Below are 17454 nucleotides of genomic sequence, written 5' to 3'. Positions count from 1 at the left end.
ATTAATAGTAACACAAACAAAATCCAATAACAGTAATGCGCAATTTTTTTTCGCTTAAATCGATAAGTGTATTTATTACAATTTTGTTTATTGCTACGTCTTGCCAATCGCCAAAAACTTCTGGAGATACCACTCAAAGAGAAGTGAATTTTAGCAATAATTGGCAGTTTTATTTAGCCGGTAATGCATCTGATTCCATTTCGGAACACACCAATTGGCGTACACTAAATGTACCACACGATTGGAGCATTGAAGGCGAGTTCAAAAAAGACCATCCTGCCGATTTAGGTGGCGGGTATTTACCAGGAGGTTTAGGTTGGTACAAGAAAACATTTACAGTTGAAGATGCCAACAAAATGACGATTATCCATTTCGACGGTGTGTATATGGACAGCGACGTATGGATTAATGGTCATCATGTAGGAAATCGTCCCAACGGGTATATTGGGTTCGAGTACGACCTTACACCTTACTTAAAATACAATGGTCAGGAGAACGAAATTTTAGTAAAAGTTGATAATTCCAAACAACCTAATTCCCGCTGGTATTCCGGATCTGGGATTTACCGAAATGTCTGGTTGAAGACCATAGATAAATTGCATGTAGATACTTGGGGAACGTTTATTACAACCCCAAACGTGTCAACAGAGGAGGCTGAAACCGTTTTGGAAATCAATCTTAAAAATGACTATGCCGAAGCACAAGAAGCCACGGTTATCACTAGTATTTACAAAGGGAATGTACAAGTGGGGACTGCTACTGCTTCAGCAAGTATCAATGCAAATGACAGCAAAACGATTACTCAAAATATCACGGTAGAACAACCGCAATTATGGTCTGTGGAACATCCCGAAATGTACACCGCTAAAACCGAAGTTCAGGTTGCAGGGCAAACCGTAGATGAGTATACAACACCTTTTGGTATCCGAACTTTTGAGTTTGATTTAGACAAAGGGTTTTTGCTGAATGGCGAACAAGTAAAAATTAAAGGGGTTTGTAACCACCACGATTTAGGTCCTTTAGGTTCTGCCGTAAACACACGCGCTTTAGAGCGCCAATTGCAGATCATGAAGGACATGGGGGTAAACGGCATTAGAACTGCCCATAACCCTCCAACACCAGAACTGTTAGAACTTTGTGATACCATGGGGTTCATTGTGATGGACGAAATGTTCGACATGTGGAACAACACAAAATCTCCTCACGATTATGCCAATTACTGGAAAGAATGGCATCAAAAGGATTTGGAAGACTTTATTATTCGTGACCGTAACCACCCGAGTATTTTTATGTGGAGTGTAGGGAACGAAATTCAGGAGCAGTGGAATGAGCAAGGTGTTATAACGGCTAAGGAATTAAAAGCTATCGTTAGAAAATTGGATACTACAAGACCCATTACCGTGGCGATGAATCCACCTGTAAATATGCCAAATGCTGATGTAACGACACAATTTGATGTGGAAAAAGCGAGTTTAAATCCTGTAGCTGCCTCAGGTGTATTGGATTTGATAGGTTATAACTATGCCCACAATACATTTCCTTTTCACCAACAAAATTTTCCAGAGACACCGTTCATTGCAACGGAGACAACTTCGGGATTACAGACCAGAGGGTATTACGATAAAAAATCGGATACTTTAAAACGTTGGCCTGTACGTTGGGATTTACCTTTCGATGGCGGAAATCCTGGAAACACCGTGTCGGCTTATGACCAGGTGAGCACCCCTTGGGGCTCTACCCATGAGGAGACTTGGAAGATCATTAAAAAATACGATTTCCTTTCAGGTATGTACATCTGGACAGGTTTCGATTATATAGGTGAGCCTACGCCGTATGTATGGCCGTCCAGAAGTTCTTACTTCGGAATTGTGGATTTGGCAGGCTTTCCAAAAGATGTCTATTACATGTACCAAAGTGAATGGACCGATAAGGATGTACTTCACATTTTTCCTCATTGGAATTGGACAGAAGGGGAAACCGTAGATGTTTGGGCTTATTACAACAATGCCGATGAAGTGGAATTGTTCGTCAATGGCAAATCACAGGGCATTAAGAAAAAGGAGGGAGACGATTTGCACGTGATGTGGCGAATTCCTTTTGAAGCAGGAACAGTGAAAGCTGTTTCCAGAAAAGATGGTCAGGTAGTTTTGGAAAAAGAATTAAAAACAGCAGGGGAAGCAGCAACGGTTAAATTGACTGCCGATAGACAAACCATAACCGCAGATGGCAAAGACCTGTCGTTTATTACTGTAGATGTGGTGGATGCCGATGGAAATTTTGTGGCAACAGCGCAAAATCAATTGAATTTTTCAATAGAAGGAAACGGGGAAATCTTTGCTGTAGGCAATGGAGACCCAACTAATCATGAATCGTTCAAAGGGAAGACTCACAAAGCTCTAAACGGAAAATGCTTGGTAGTAGTGAAATCTACAGATAAGGCCGGAATTGCCACACTGAAAGTGTCTTCGGATGGCTTGAAAGAGGCGACAATTACGGTGACAACTAAGTAGAATTTAAATGTATTTCAAATCATAAATTAAAGGAAGAAAACACAATCACAATGAAAAGAAACAAAATATACCTGGGTTTATTAACGGGTTTGCTTTTTGCCTCTTGTGCTAAGGAGGAACAACACTATCAGAAAACTACTGATGGTATTGTTGTTAATGTGAAGCAGGCCAACAACACCGATGTACATAAACTGCGACTGCAAGTTTTAGGGGATGAATTGATTCATGTGTCGGCAACTCCCGATCAGGAATTTCCAAAAGATTCTAGTTTAATTATTCTTCCAAATATTAAGACGGTTCCGTTTGACGTTGCGCAAACTGGTGATTCCATCACGCTTTCAACAAAGGCTTTAAATGTGTTGGTGTCTAGCATTGATGGAGGAATTACATTTAAAGATAAAAATGGAAAGGTAGTTCTGTCTGAACAAGCTGGAGGCGGAAAAACTTTTGAGCCTATAGAAGTTGAAGGAACCAAAGGTTACAGCGTTCGTCAAATCTTCGATTCGCCAGCAGATGAGGCGTTCTATGGTTTAGGACAGCACCAATCCGATGAATACAATTACAAAGATAAAAGCGAAGAGTTATTTCAATATAACACTAAGGTTTCTGTACCATTTATTGTATCGAACAAAAACTATGGATTGCTTTGGGACAGTTATGCGTTAAGCCGTTTTGGTGACAGTCGTCCGTACCTGCAATTGAACGAAGTGTTTAAACTGTATAATAAAGAAGGCAAGGAAAATGCGTTAACCGGAACTTACAAAACTGCCGATAATGGCGGGCAAACGATTGTAAGGGATGAGCCGTCTATTTTCTTTGAAGATGTTAAGAGCATTAAAAATTTACCGGCCAATTTCCCATTAAAAAATGCCGAAGTATTATATGAAGGGGATATTGAAGCTGCTGAAAGTGGTGAGTTCAACTTTATCTTGTACTACGCAGGATACATTAAAGTATACTTGAATGATGAGCTTTTGGTACCTGAGCGTTGGAGAACGGCTTGGAATCCTAACAGCTATAAGTTTACCTTCAACATGGAAGCTGGTAAGCGTGTGCCATTGCGTATAGAATGGCAACCAAACGGAGGAAGTTCTTACTGTGGTTTACGTGTAAGAACGCCGCAACCGGAAGTTGAAAAAGGCAACCAAGTTTGGTGGAGTGAAATGAACAAAAAAATGGATTATTACTTTGTTCACGGAAACTCTATGGACGAGATTATTAAAGGTTACCGTACCCTTACAGGAAAATCCCAAGTGATGCCAAAATGGGCCATGGGATACTGGCAAAGCCGTGAGCGCTACAAAACTCAGGATGAGATTTTGAGTACTTTGAGAGAGTTTAGAGCACGTCAAATTCCTATCGATAATATTGTATTGGACTGGAACCACTGGGAAGAAGACCAATGGGGAAGTCATGAGTTTGATAAAGCTCGTTTTCCAGATCCAAAGGGAATGTTGGATTCTATCCATGCCATGAACGGGAAAATGATGATTTCTGTATGGCCTAAGTTCTACCAAAATACAGAACACTTTAAGGAATTTGATCAAAAAGGATGGATGTACAGACAGGCTATCAAGGATAGCATTCGCGATTGGGTAGGTCCTGGATATATTGGATCGTTCTACGATGCCTATTCTGCAGATGCCAGAAAATTGTTCTGGAACCAAATTTATGAGCATTACTATCCATTGAACATCGACGCCTGGTGGATGGATGCCAGTGAGCCAAACGTATTGGATTGCACCGATATGGAGTATCGTAAGGCATTGCAAGGGCCAACAGCTTTGGGACCTTCAACAGAATACTTCAATACTTATGCCTTGATGAATGCCGAAGCTATTTACAATGGACAACGAGATGTTGAACCGAATAAGCGTGTGTTCTTGTTGACAAGATCTGGTTTTGCCGGTTTACAGCGTTATTCCACAGCTACTTGGAGTGGGGATATTGCTACCCGTTGGGAAGATATGAAAGCACAGATTTCTGCAGGACTTAATTTCGCAGTAAGCGGAATTCCTTATTGGACGATGGATATTGGTGGGTTCTGTGTTGAGGATCGTTATGTAGCGGCGCAATTGGATTATAACAAATCTGGACAAGAGACTGAAGATTATAAAGAATGGAGAGAGTTGAATGCGCGTTGGTATCAATTTGGTGCTTTTGCACCATTGTACAGAGCACATGGTCAGTATCCATTCCGTGAAGCTTGGCATATTGCTCCGGAAGGGCACCCAGCTTACGAGTCAATTTTGTACTACACCAATTTGCGTTACCGTTTGATGCCTTACATCTACACCTTGGCAGGGAAAACTTATTTCGATGATTATACCATCATGCGTCCATTGGTAATGGATTTTGCTTCGGATAAGAAAGTTGAAAACATCAGCGATCAGTTCATGTTTGGGCCATCTTTAATGGTGAACCCTGTATATGAATATGGTGCACGCAGTCGTGAGGTATATTTCCCAAGCACATCTGGTTGGTATGATTTCTACACCGGAGCATTCATTAACGGTGGACAGTCAAAAACAGTAGAGGCTCCTTATGGTCGTATTCCATTGTTCATTCCTGAAGGTTCTATTATTCCTGTAGGTCCAGAGATTCAGTATACAGATCAAAAACCAGCAGAAACTATCGTAATGTATGTATACCAAGGAAAGGACGGAAGCTTCAATTTATATGAAGACGAAGGTGTAAACTACAATTACGAAAAAGGAAAGTATGCCCACATTCCATTCCAATACAACGAGGCCGAAGGAACTTTGATCATTGGTGAACGTCAAGGAGCGTTTGAAGGGATGCTTGAAAACAGAACATTCGTGATTGTACCTGTTAGCAAAGACAATCCAAAGGCATTTACTTATGATGCCGAAGGACAAACTGTCGAATACAACGGACAAGCACAGACCATCAACTTAAAATAAGTTGCAGATAATTTAGAGACACCGTCAGTTCAAATAGAATAATAGATATTACACATGAAACACAAATTAATATATACCTCTGTAGTTGCAGCGTCTTTGCTGGCAATGTCATGTAAGGAAGAAAAGACATCCGAGCCAGTAGTGGCCGAGAGTGCCAAAGTGGAGACCACCTATAAAGGGAAACCGGTAACCCACGAATTCGATGCTAAAATCGATTCGTTGATGGCACAAATGACTTTGGAAGAAAAAGTAGGCATGTTGCACGGAAGCACCATGTTTGCAACTGCTGCTGTGGAGCGTTTGGGAGTTCCAGAATTGACCATGGCCGATGGGCCGTTGGGAGTTCGAGAAGAAATCTCAAAAGATAACTGGTCAGCTGCAGGATGGGACAATGACTTCGCAACGTACTACCCAGCGGGTGGAGGTGTAGCAGCAACCTGGAATCCTGAGTTGAGCTATGTTTTTGGAAACAGTGTTGGGGAAGAGGCCATCGCAAGAGATAAGGATGTGTTATTGTCGCCAGCCATTAACATTATCCGTACACCGCTTGGAGGAAGAACCTACGAATATTTCACCGAGGATCCGTTTTTGAACAAAAAAATGACGGTACCTTTTATCGTTGGGCTTCAGGAAAATGATGTGGCAGCTTGTGTAAAACACTATGCAGCTAATAACCAAGAAACCAATCGTGATTTTGTAGACGTTCAAATTGATGAGCGTACGCTTCGCGAAATTTACTTGCCAGCTTTTAAAGCGGCGGTAGAAGAGGCGCATGCTTATAGTTTTATGGGAGCCTACAATAAATTTAGAGGCGATTACCTATGTGAAAATGACTATATGCTGAACAAAGTCCTGCGTGATGAATGGGGCTTTGAAGGAATTGTAATTTCCGATTGGGCTGCGGTTCATGATACCAAAAAGGCTTTGGAGAATGGAACTGATATTGAAATGGGAACACCAAAACCATTCAATGAGTTTTACTTTGCAGATGCCTTAATTGAAGCAGTAAAATCAGGAAAAGTTGCCGAAGCTCAGGTGGACAAATCCGTACGCAGAATCATGCAGGTGATGTACACGCTTAAGAGCATGGACGATAAGGGACGTGCTACCGGAAGCATCAGCACCGAAGCACATTTTGAAGATGCCTACAAGATTGCATCGGAGTCTGTGGTACTTCTTAAAAATGACGCCAACATGTTGCCAATAAAAACCGAAGGTTTGAAAAGCATTGCAGTTATTGGAAACAACGCTACCAAGAAAAATGCCTTGGGAGGATTTGGAGCCGGTGTGAAAACCAAGCGTGAGGTAACACCGTTGGAAGGATTAAAAAATAGATTGCCAGAAGGTATTGAAATCAACTACGCCGAAGGGTATTTGGAGCGTTATTCTAAAAATGAGAATGATCAAAAACAGGAAGTAACCTTAAAGGGCCCAATCACGGTGGATGAATTGGATCCAGCGAAGTTGGAAGAAGCCTTAACAGCTGCTAAAAACTCTGATATGGCTATCATTTTTGCAGGGTCTAACAGAGATTACGAAACCGAAGCTTCAGATCGAAGAAACTTGAACTTGCCGTTTGGTCAGGAAGAGTTGATCAAAAAAGTAATGGAGGTAAATCCTAACACTATTGTGGTGATGATTGCCGGAGCGCCTTTCGACATTAAAAATGTGAGCGAAAGTAGCAAAGCTTTGGTATGGAGTTGGTTCAACGGTTCAGAAGGAGGAAATGCTTTGGCAGATGTTTTGGTGGGGAATATTAACCCTTCAGGTAAATTACCTTGGACCATGCCAGTAGCTTTAAAAGATTCTCCTGCACATGCTACTAACAGCTTCCCTGGTGATGATGTGGTAAAATATGAGGAAGGTATTTTAGTCGGTTACCGTTGGTTCGATACTAAAAATGTAGCGCCTCTATACCCGTTCGGCTATGGGTTGTCTTATACAGATTTTTCAATTTCAGGAGTTAAAACCAATGCAGAGGCTTACACGGAAAATGAAACCATTTCAGTAGAAGTAGCTGTAAATAATACCGGTGTAGTTGATGGTAAGGAAGTAGTACAGGTATATGTGTCTAAGCCGGAATCTAAAGTAGAGCGTGCAGCCCAAGAATTGAAAGGCTTTGCCAAAGTAGATGTTAAGGTAGGTGCTTCACAAACAATAAGCGTTCAAATACCTGTAAAAGAATTGGCGTTCTACAATGTAGATACCAAATCATGGGAAGTTGAAAAGGGAAATTACCAAATTCGAGTAGGTAATTCCTCTAGAAATATAGTTGCAGAACAAACAATAATAATTAACTAACATTCAAAAAATAGGTTATGAAAGCAATTAATAGCATTCTAAAAATTACGGCTTTGTTCGTATTAATGATCGGATTTGCGTCATGCAATGAGGATGATGACAATTACGGAAATGGAACATTTTCTGTTGATATCAATGATTTAAATTTTTCTGATTGTGGTGGGCAAGCAACTTTTAATGTAACGGCTTCTCCTTATATTACTTGGGGTGTAAGTTCAGAGGCAGATTGGTTAACTTTTTCGAGCACATCAGGAGCTGGAAATGGAAGCATCATTATTACAGCTCCAGAGATGGGAACCGAGCGTACTGCAGTGGTTACTGTTTATACAGCTGAAACAACTCATGAAATCCAAGTTTTTCAGGAGGGAGCTATTGAAGCAGACCCAAGTGAAATGAGTGATTATACTTCTGTACAATTAACAGAGATTATGGGAGTAGGTTGGAATGTTGGAAATTCCTTGGAATCTATTGGAGGAGAGACTGCTTGGGGTAATCCGGAGATTAACCAAGATTTAATAGATGCTGTAAAGGCTGCGGGTTTTAATACCGTTAGAATTCCTGTAGCATGGACTAATTACATTGAAGAAGATAATGGTTGTTATACTATTAGTGAAGAAGGACTCACGAGAGTTGAAGAAGTGGTGAACTATGTGCTGTCTAATGATATGTTTGCAATTGTAAATAACCACTGGGATGGAGGTTGGATGCAGCCAACTTATGATCAACAAGCTTTTGTGAATGATAAATTGTCTAAAATTTGGAGACAAATCGCTATGCATTTTAGAGATTATGATTACCATTTGATATTTGCTGGGTCTAATGAGGTAATGGTAGAAGGTGATTATGGAACGCCGACTGAAGAATATTATACGGTTCAAAATAGCTTTAACCAAACTTTTATTTCTGCGGTAAGAGCTACAGGAGGGAGAAATGCTTACCGTTACCTAACGGTTCAAGGCTTCAATACCAATATAGATCACACTGTTAATTTTGCGGTAGTTCCAGAAGATACAGTGGCCAATAGAATGTTGATGGAAGTTCATTATTATGACCCATATCAATTTACTTTGGAAGTAAGTAATGACAATGCTTGGCAGTGGGGAGCAATTGCTACAGATCCTTCAGCAACATCTGGATGGGGTGATGAAGATTGGTTAGAAACCCAATTTGCCAAAATGGAAACAAATTTTGTGAACCAAGGCATTGGGGTTATTTTAGGTGAGTATGGTGCAAGCTATAGAGGCGAAGTAGAAGGGGCTGAAGTGTACAGAGCTTACTATTACCAAAAAACTACAGAATCGGCCTTAAACCATGGCATGGTACCTGTAATTTGGGATAATGGTTACCCCGATAATCACCAAATGGGATTGTTCAATAGGAATACCGGCGAAGAGTACTTCCCAGACATCATTGATGCTGCTATCAATAATTAAACGATAACAATGAATAGCAATAGATTAACAAAGATAAGCATCAGCCTTTTGGTGCTTATCTTTGTGTTTTCAGCATGTAACAACAGTAAAAAGGAACCTCAAAATGAGGAAGCTTCCACGCCTCGCTACGCAGCTAATTGGGATTCCTTGGCAGCCTACCAAGAAGCTCCAGAATGGTTTCGTGAGGCGAAGTTTGGGATTTATGCCCATTGGGGCGTGTTGTCTGTACCGGCATTTGCCAACGATTGGTATCCTAGATTGATGCACGTAGAAGGTAGTGTTGAAAACAAACACCATGTGGAAACTTATGGAGAGCCTTCAGAATTTGGATACCATGATTTTGTGCCCATGTTTAAGGCTGAACAATTTGATGCCGAAGCTTGGGCCGATTTGTTCCAAAAGTCAGGAGCTAAATTCGCTGGAATCGTAGCCGAGCACCATGATGGTTGGTCCAATTGGGACAGTGAAACCAATCCGTGGAATTCTATGGACAAAGGGCCGCGTCGCGATATTGTTGGAGAACTAGGTGAAGCTATCCACGGGAAGGGAATGAAGTTTGTCACCTCGTTCCATAAGGCTAGAAACTTGCAGATTTTTCAACAGGATTCTACAAAATGGTTGGATGACACTTCGTACTTTCCATACAATCCAAAAATGCCAACAGCCTCTAAAGATCCTGAGTTGAGTATTCTATATGGGAACATTGAAAAAGAGGTGTTTTACAGCAATTGGTTGGCAGAATTAAAAGAAGTGATTGACAACTACCATCCGGATTTAATTTATTTTGATGGGAAATTGGATAAAATTCCTGATACCTACAAAGAAGAATTTGCGGCTTATTATATTAATCAATCCTTAGCGCGTAACCAAGAAGTGGTCATTACGCATAAAGAAGGAGAATTACCAAAATCGGTGAGTGTGGAGGACTTTGAAAAAGGGCGTATGAACAAGATTACCGAAGATTATTGGTTAACCGATGAAACCGTGTCTGTAGGCAGTTGGAGTTATACCCATGATTTGGGATTGAAAACTGCCGATGAAATCATTGATTTGTTAGCGGATATTGTGAGTAAAAATGGCGCGATGATGTTGAACGTTTCTCCAATGGAAAACGGAATTATTCCAGAAAACCAACAACAAATTTTATTGACTATTGGGGATTGGCTGAACACCAACGGAGAAGCAATTTATGGATCTTCAACGTGGAAAGTGTTCGGGGAAGGACCAACCAAGCAGGAGAAATCAGGGATGTTTTTGGACAAATTAACTTACATAGCTCAAGATGTGAGGTACACCAAAAAAGGGAATACCATCTATGCCATTGTATTGGGCTGGCCCGGTAATGATACACCGATTACATTGACATCTGTAACGTCAAACGTGCTGGAAGAGGATGGACTTTCTATTGAAAAATTGAGCATTTTAGGATGGCATCAAGATATTCCTTTTTCACTTGAAACCGAAGGCCTGAAATTGATCACACCAAGTCAAACCATCGATGACAAAGCATTTGTAATTAAAATTGAAACTAAAAAATAATAACGGAACATGAAAAAGTTTGTATTGCCTTTTATTTTATTGTTGGGCATTTTTGGTTATGCCAAGGTTGAAATGCCTTTACTGTTTGCAGATGATATGGTCTTGCAACGCAACAAGCCTATTCCTGTTTGGGGGTGGGCTGATGCCAATGAAAAAATAGAGGTCTCATTTAACGGACAAAAAGTTAAAACCAAAGCGGACAAAGATGGAAAATGGTCTTTGGAATTGAAAGCGGAAAAAGCTGGAGGGCCATTCACAATGACTATTAAGGGTAAGAATACCATTCAAATTAAAAACATTTTAGTTGGAGAAGTATGGATTTGCAGCGGGCAGTCCAATATGGAGTTTGCTGTGAGTGGTGTTACCAATGCCGAACAGGAAATGAATGACGCCGACTATCCAAAAATCAGACAGTTTTTGGTAGCTCAGGATATGAGTGCGCAACCAAAATCTCATTTAAAGCAGGGAGCCTGGACCATTTCAAACAAAGAAGATGTCGCCAATTTTACAGCAGTAGGCTTCTTCTTTGCAAAAAAACTGTATCAGGAATTAAATGTTCCTATTGGCTTAATCAATACCACATGGGGTGGTACGTGTGTAGAAACTTGGACTAGTGAAGAGGGACTGGCAAATAGTGATGAATTTAGAAAACTTATGGCTGGTTTGCCAAATCTGGATTTAGAAGGTCTTATTAAAGAACAAAGGGCAGCTATTTCTAAGAAAATTGAAACAATTCAAGGAGGTACGCTAAGTGAAGAGGCTTTGCAAACGGTAATGGAAGAGGGTTTTAATGACAGTAATTGGCCTGTAATGAATATTCCCGGCCTTTGGGAAAACCAACAATTGCCAAATATGGATGGCGTAGTTTGGTTCAGGAAAACATTTACTGTGCCGGAAAACTTGGCAGGCAAGCCTTTTATTTTGCATTTGGCAAAAGTGGATGATGTTGATGTTACTTATGTTAACGGTGTTGAAGTAGGTACTACAGGTCAGTACGATTTAAGCAGAAAGTATTCCGTTGCCAAGGGGATACTTAAGGCAGGTCCTAATGTGATCGCTGTAAAGGTAACCGATTATGTTGGAGGCGGCGGTATTTATGGAGCCGCATCAGATTTGAAATTAACGATTGGAGATACCGATATTTCTTTGGCTGGGCCGTGGAAATTCAATGTTGTGGATGTGCGCTATGAATTTTCACCAAACAATCATCCGTCCTTATTGTACAATGCTATGGTAAACCCTTTGATTCCATATAGTTTTCAAGGTGTTATTTGGTATCAGGGAGAAGCCAATGTGAGCCGTGCAGTTCAGTATAAAACGAGTTTTCCTTTAATGATTAATGATTGGAGAAAACAATGGGGCCAAGGAGAGTTTCCGTTCTATTTTGTACAGTTGTCTAGCTTTAACGAATTCAATGGAAACAGTAATAATGGAAGTCCGTGGGCAGAGTTACGGGAAGCTCAGGCTTACACAGCACAAACCGTTCCCAATACAGCCATGTGTGTGACGACAGATATTGGTATTGCCACGGATATTCACCCCACAAATAAGCAGGATGTAGGTAAGCGTTTGGCTGCAATTGCTATGCACAATGTATATAAAGAGGATGTTGTATGGCAAAGTCCAATTTACAATGCAATGGAAGTTAAAGGAAATCAAGTTGTCGTGAGCTTTGATAATATTGGAAGTGGTTTGATGACGCCCGATAAGTATGGATATGTGAAAGGTTTTGAAGTCGCGGGGAAAGATCAGGAATTTCACTATGCCAAAGCCTTTATAAAAGATAATAAGGTAATTGTTTATTCTGATAAGGTATCTAGTCCAATTGCCGTAAGATTTGGTTGGGCAGATGATGCGGGAGATTGTAATTTATATAACGAAGAAGGGTTTCCGGCTTCTCCTTTTAGATCGGATACTTGGAAAACCATTACCGCAGAAGGTGCTTATGAAGTAATGAATTAAGGTTTTATCAATTCCTAAGAGTAAATTAATTTAGAACCCACTTGAATAGATTTTTAAGTGGGTTTTTTTATTGCCAAAGGTAGAACTCAAGCTTTAATGTAATATTTTAATAGGATCTTTCGACATATCTCTTGGTAAATGTTGAAAGGTATTTACCTCTATATTAGAGGCTTTTCTGTATACGCTTAAGCGCAATAAGTATCTGTAAATCAGTAAATTGTAATATAAGTATCGTTAATTTGTATTTTGTCGTTTTTTTTGTCAAATAGGAGGTATTAATTTTAAATACACCTCAAATTTCGGTATCTTTAGAGGTACCTCCTTTAGATATAGTACAGACTTCTTAAGCACAGATTAATAGCACCGAAGATTGATAGCGTATTTATCTTCATGAACTGAGTATTGGTTCCTTTTAATCACTCATAGGCTATGAAAAAATTTTGCTTTTTATTAATGTTTTTGTCTGTATGTTCTTTATTAAGTCAAAACTTGCACGACGATGCCAATGCAGCTTCTATATTGAACGAAGCAAATGCAACTACTGGCTGGAATGGTAATGGAAATATTACATCTACTGCAGATAATCCCTTTTCAGGAAACTTTGCTGTAAGTATTGCGGCTACAACTACAAACGGTTCAGGGAAGGAAGGAAATTATGCCTTCAATGCTATTGTAGGGGAAACGTATCAAATTAGTATATGGGCGCGTTTAGGACCAACGAGTTTTCAACCTGCATTTGCAAATTGGTTTGGTTTAAATGGGTTTGCTACAACACTTGTGACAACGGCCAATTGGACAGAATATACTTGGACTGTAGTAGCTACCAATGCAAACCCTATTATAAGAATATATGCAGCTCCTTGGTCTGGAGCCGAAGTTGGGAATTCTGTAGTGATAGATAATGTTAGTATACTATTAGTTGATAATGAAAATCCCTCGGTTCCTTTGGGGTTAAATGCTACAAATCTTGGTGAAACTGGTGTTACTATTAATTGGACTGCCGCAACAGATAATATTGGTGTTGTTGATTATGAAGTGTTTCAAGATGGGCAAAGTGTTGGTTTTAGCGGGGGCGGACTTAGTTTTGATGTTACCGGTTTGAACTCTGATACATCTTATGATTTTACGGTTGTGGCCGTTGATGGATTTGGAAATTCTTCAGCGGAAAGTGCTGTTTTGCAAATTACGACATTAAGCCCAACAGACACCGAAGCGCCATCCGTACCTACGGGATTGAATACTACAAACCTTACTGAAACAGGAGTAACCCTAAATTGGTTGGCTTCCACAGACAATGTGGGTGTTGTGGATTATGAAGTGTTCCAAGATGGCAACAGTCTTGGATTCACTGGAGGTACTCTGACTTTTGATATAACGGGACTGACGGCAGCGACTTCCTATAATTTTACGGTAACGGCTTTGGATGCAGCTACTAATGCCTCATTGCTAAGTGCACCGTTGGAAGTCACGACTTTAGCGCCTCCCGACACCGAAGCGCCATCCGTACCTACGGGATTGAATGCTACAAATCTTACCGAAACGGGAGTAACTCTAAATTGGTTGGCTTCCACAGACAATGTGGGTGTTGTGGATTATGAAGTGTTCCAAGATGGCAACAGCCTTGGTTTCAGTGGAGGTACTCTGACTTTTGATATAACGGGGCTGACGGCAGCGACTTCCTATAATTTTACGGTAACGGCTTTGGATGCAGCTACTAATGCTTCATTGCCAAGTGCGCCATTGGAAGTCACGACTTTAACACCTCCCGACACCGAAGCGCCATCCGTACCTACGGGATTGAATGCTATAAATCTTACCGAAACGGGAGTAACTCTAAATTGGTTGGCTTCCACAGACAATGTGGATGTTGTGGATTATGAAGTGTTCCAAGATGGCAACAGCCTTGGTTTCAGTGGAGGTGCTCTGACTTTTGATATAACGGGACTGACGGCAGCGACTTCCTATAATTTTACGGTGACGGCTTTGGATGCCGCGACTAATGTTTCATTGCCAAGTACAGCGTTGGAGGTCACTACTCTGACACCTCCCGACACCGAAGCGCCATCCGCACCTACGGGATTGAATGCTACAAACCTTACCGAAACAGGCTTTATCCTAAATTGGTTGGCTTCTACAGACAATGTGGGCGTTGTGGATTATGAAGTGTTTCAAGATGGCAACAGCCTTGGTTTCAGTGGAGGTACTCTGACTTTTGATATAACGGGACTGACGGCAGCGACCACTTATAATTTTACGGTGACAGCTTTGGATGCCGCCACTAATGTTTCATTGCCAAGTACAGCTTTGGAGGTCACTACTCTGACGCCGCCTCCAGATGAGGAAGCACCAAGTGTACCTTTGGGGTTGAACGCTACAAACATAACTCAAACGGGAGCTACTCTTAATTGGCAGGCTTCCACTGATAATGTTGGAGTTGTAGACTATCAGATATTTCAAGATGGGAATTTAATCGGAACAAGTGGTGGAGCTCTCACGTTGGGGGTCACAGGACTGTCTTCGGATACAACTTACAGTTTTACAGTAAGTGCTGTGGATGCCGCAAGTAATGTTTCGGCTCAAAGTACAGCTTTACCAGTAACCACCTTAAATGCTCCAGATATAGAAGCACCAAGCATTCCAACCGGACTGTCGGCAACCAATGTTTCGGATACAGGGGTAACCTTGAATTGGGAGGCTTCAACAGATAATGTTGGTGTTGTAGACTATGAAGTATTCCAGGATGGGGTAAGTATCGGGCTGAGTGAAGGAGCGTTAAGTTTTGGGATTATTGGGCTAACACCAGAAACGACCTATGACTTTACTGTGAGTGCCATTGATGCTTCGGATAATGCTTCCAACCAAAGTGCCATTTTACAGGTAACCACCTTAAGTCCACCAGATACGGAGGCACCAAGTATTCCAACCGGATTGTCGGCAACAAATGTCTCCGATACAGGGGTAACCTTGAATTGGGAAGCATCTACGGATAATGTTGGTGTTGTAGATTATGAAGTATTCCAGGATGGGGTAAGTATCGGGCTGAGTGAAGGAGCGTTGAGTTTTGGGATTATTGGTCTAACACCAGAAACGACCTATGACTTTACTATGAGTGCCATTGATGCTTCGGATAATGCTTCCAACCAAAGTGCCATTTTACAGGTAACCACCTTAAGTCCACCAGATACGGAGGCACCAAGTATTCCAACCGGATTGTCGGCAACCAATGTCTCCGATACAGGGTTAACCTTAAATTGGCTGGCTTCGACAGATAATGTTGGAGTTGTAGACTATGAAGTATTCCAGGATGGGGTAAGTATCGGGCTGAGTGAGGGAGCGTTGAGTTTTGGGATTACTGGGCTAACACCAGAAACGACTTATGACTTTACTGTGAGTGCCATTGATGCTTCGGATAATGCTTCCAACCAAAGTCCCATTTTACAGGTGAATACCTTAAGTCCTCCGGATACAGAGGCACCAACCATTCCAACCGGATTGTCGGCAACCAATGTCTCCGATACAGGGTTAACCTTAAATTGGCTGGCTTCGACAGATAATGTTGGTGTTGTAGACTATGAAGTATTCCAGAATGGGGTAAGTATCGGGCTGAGTGAAGGAGCGTTGAGTTTTGGGATTATTGGGCTAACACCAGAAACGACCTATGACTTTACTGTGAGTGCCATTGATGCTTCTGATAATGCTTCCAACCAAAGTGCCATTTTACAGGTAACCACCTTAAGTCCACCAGATACGGAGGCACCAAGTATTCCAACCGGATTGTCGGCAACAAATGTCTCCGATACAGGATTAACCTTGAATTGGGAGGCTTCAACAGATAATGTTGGCGTTGTGGATTATGAAGTGTTTCAAAACGGACAAAGTATTGGCTTTAGTGCTGGGGCTCTAACTTTTAATGTCTCAGGGCTTAGTGGAAACACAACTTATAATTTTAACCTTACGGCCATAGATGCTTCTGATAATGTATCTAATCAAAGCGCAGTGTTACAGGTTACCACTTTGGTTCCGCCAGATACGGAGGCGCCAAGTGTGCCAACAGGCCTTTTAGCTACCAATGTTACGGATACAGCGTTAATATTGAATTGGGGAGCGTCTACAGATAATGTTGGTGTTGTGGATTATGAAATTTTTCAAGACGGGCAAAGTATAGGTTTTAGTGCTGGAGTGATAACCTTTGTAGTAACGGGTTTGACAGCTGAAACCTCCTATGGTTTTTCAGTAGCGGCTATTGATGCTGCAGATAATAGTTCAAATCCAAGCACGGTATTGAATGTTACTACTACTTCAGGGATTGTTGATTATACATCCATAAATGCTAATCTGGATACGGTAGATTGGACTGGTAGAGATTTGTTTGCTACCAGAAATATTGGAATTGGAACCACCAATACTCAAGGTTATAGGTTAGCTGTGGCTGGTAATATGATAGCAGAAGAAGTTAGGGTTGCCTTACAAGCGTCATGGCCAGATTATGTTTTTGATAGTTCGTACCGTTTGCCTTCCCTTTTAGAGGTTGAAACACATATAGAGGAGAACGGCCATTTGATAAATGTACCAAGTGCAAGTGAAGTTGAGCAACAAGGAATTGGTTTGGGAGAAATGAATGCTATTCTGTTACAGAAAATTGAAGAATTGACACTTTATATTATTCAACAGGAGAAAAGAATTCAAGAATTGGAGAAAACTGTTAAAAGGTTTGAAAATTAACGTTTTACATGAGTGTTCGATTGAAAATATCATTAATTTTATGGTGCTTAGTGTTCCAGAGTT

General features: G+C 41.0%; 7 protein-coding genes. All 7 read left to right on the top strand.

Annotated features, from left to right (window positions below):
- Positions 1-35: 35 nt before the first annotated feature.
- The 7 genes from galB to RBH95_RS14210 all read left to right on the top strand — a co-directional run bounded on the left by galB (position 36) and on the right by RBH95_RS14210 (position 17391).
- Positions 36-2510 (top strand): beta-galactosidase GalB, encoded by a 2475-nt coding sequence (galB, locus tag RBH95_RS14240; protein WP_307900236.1) that lies wholly within the window; start codon positions 36-38, stop codon positions 2508-2510.
- A gap of 50 nt (positions 2511-2560) precedes the next feature.
- Positions 2561-5434 (top strand): TIM-barrel domain-containing protein, encoded by a 2874-nt coding sequence (locus tag RBH95_RS14235; RefSeq protein ID WP_307900235.1) that lies wholly within the window; start codon positions 2561-2563, stop codon positions 5432-5434.
- Between the two features lie 54 nt (positions 5435-5488).
- On the top strand, positions 5489-7735 hold the full coding sequence (locus RBH95_RS14230; RefSeq protein ID WP_307900234.1) for a glycoside hydrolase family 3 C-terminal domain-containing protein: 2247 nt from the start codon (positions 5489-5491) through the stop codon (positions 7733-7735).
- Between the two features lie 17 nt (positions 7736-7752).
- Positions 7753-9168, top strand: coding sequence for a cellulase family glycosylhydrolase (locus tag RBH95_RS14225; protein WP_307900233.1), 1416 nt, complete (start codon positions 7753-7755; stop codon positions 9166-9168).
- Between the two features lie 9 nt (positions 9169-9177).
- Entirely contained in the window at positions 9178-10707 is a 1530-nt protein-coding gene (locus tag RBH95_RS14220) for an alpha-L-fucosidase (RefSeq protein WP_307900232.1), read from the top strand.
- A gap of 9 nt (positions 10708-10716) precedes the next feature.
- Positions 10717-12669 (top strand): sialate O-acetylesterase, encoded by a 1953-nt coding sequence (locus RBH95_RS14215; protein WP_307900231.1) that lies wholly within the window; start codon positions 10717-10719, stop codon positions 12667-12669.
- Between the two features lie 429 nt (positions 12670-13098).
- Entirely contained in the window at positions 13099-17391 is a 4293-nt protein-coding gene (locus tag RBH95_RS14210; RefSeq protein ID WP_307900230.1) for a fibronectin type III domain-containing protein, read from the top strand.
- Positions 17392-17454 lie beyond the last annotated feature (63 nt).

The sequence above is a fragment of the Mangrovimonas sp. YM274 genome (genome assembly GCF_030908385.1).
Taxonomy (GTDB): Bacteria; Bacteroidota; Bacteroidia; order Flavobacteriales; family Flavobacteriaceae; genus Mangrovimonas_A.
The sequence above is the reverse complement of the archived record's forward strand: the minus strand, read 5'-3'. Positions and strand labels throughout refer to the sequence as shown.

What these genes read in the sequence shown, in the direction of transcription:
- RBH95_RS14215 (WP_307900231.1), top strand. Translation starts at nt 10,717, where the DNA reads ATGAAAAAGTTTGTATTGCCTTTTATTTTATTGTTGGGCATTTTTGGT.
- RBH95_RS14210 (WP_307900230.1), top strand. Translation starts at nt 13,099, where the DNA reads ATGAAAAAATTTTGCTTTTTATTAATGTTTTTGTCTGTATGTTCTTTA.
- RBH95_RS14225 (WP_307900233.1), top strand. Translation starts at nt 7,753, where the DNA reads ATGAAAGCAATTAATAGCATTCTAAAAATTACGGCTTTGTTCGTATTA.
- RBH95_RS14235 (WP_307900235.1), top strand. Translation starts at nt 2,561, where the DNA reads ATGAAAAGAAACAAAATATACCTGGGTTTATTAACGGGTTTGCTTTTT.
- RBH95_RS14220 (WP_307900232.1), top strand. Translation starts at nt 9,178, where the DNA reads ATGAATAGCAATAGATTAACAAAGATAAGCATCAGCCTTTTGGTGCTT.
- RBH95_RS14230 (WP_307900234.1), top strand. Translation starts at nt 5,489, where the DNA reads ATGAAACACAAATTAATATATACCTCTGTAGTTGCAGCGTCTTTGCTG.
- galB (WP_307900236.1), top strand. Translation starts at nt 36, where the DNA reads ATGCGCAATTTTTTTTCGCTTAAATCGATAAGTGTATTTATTACAATT.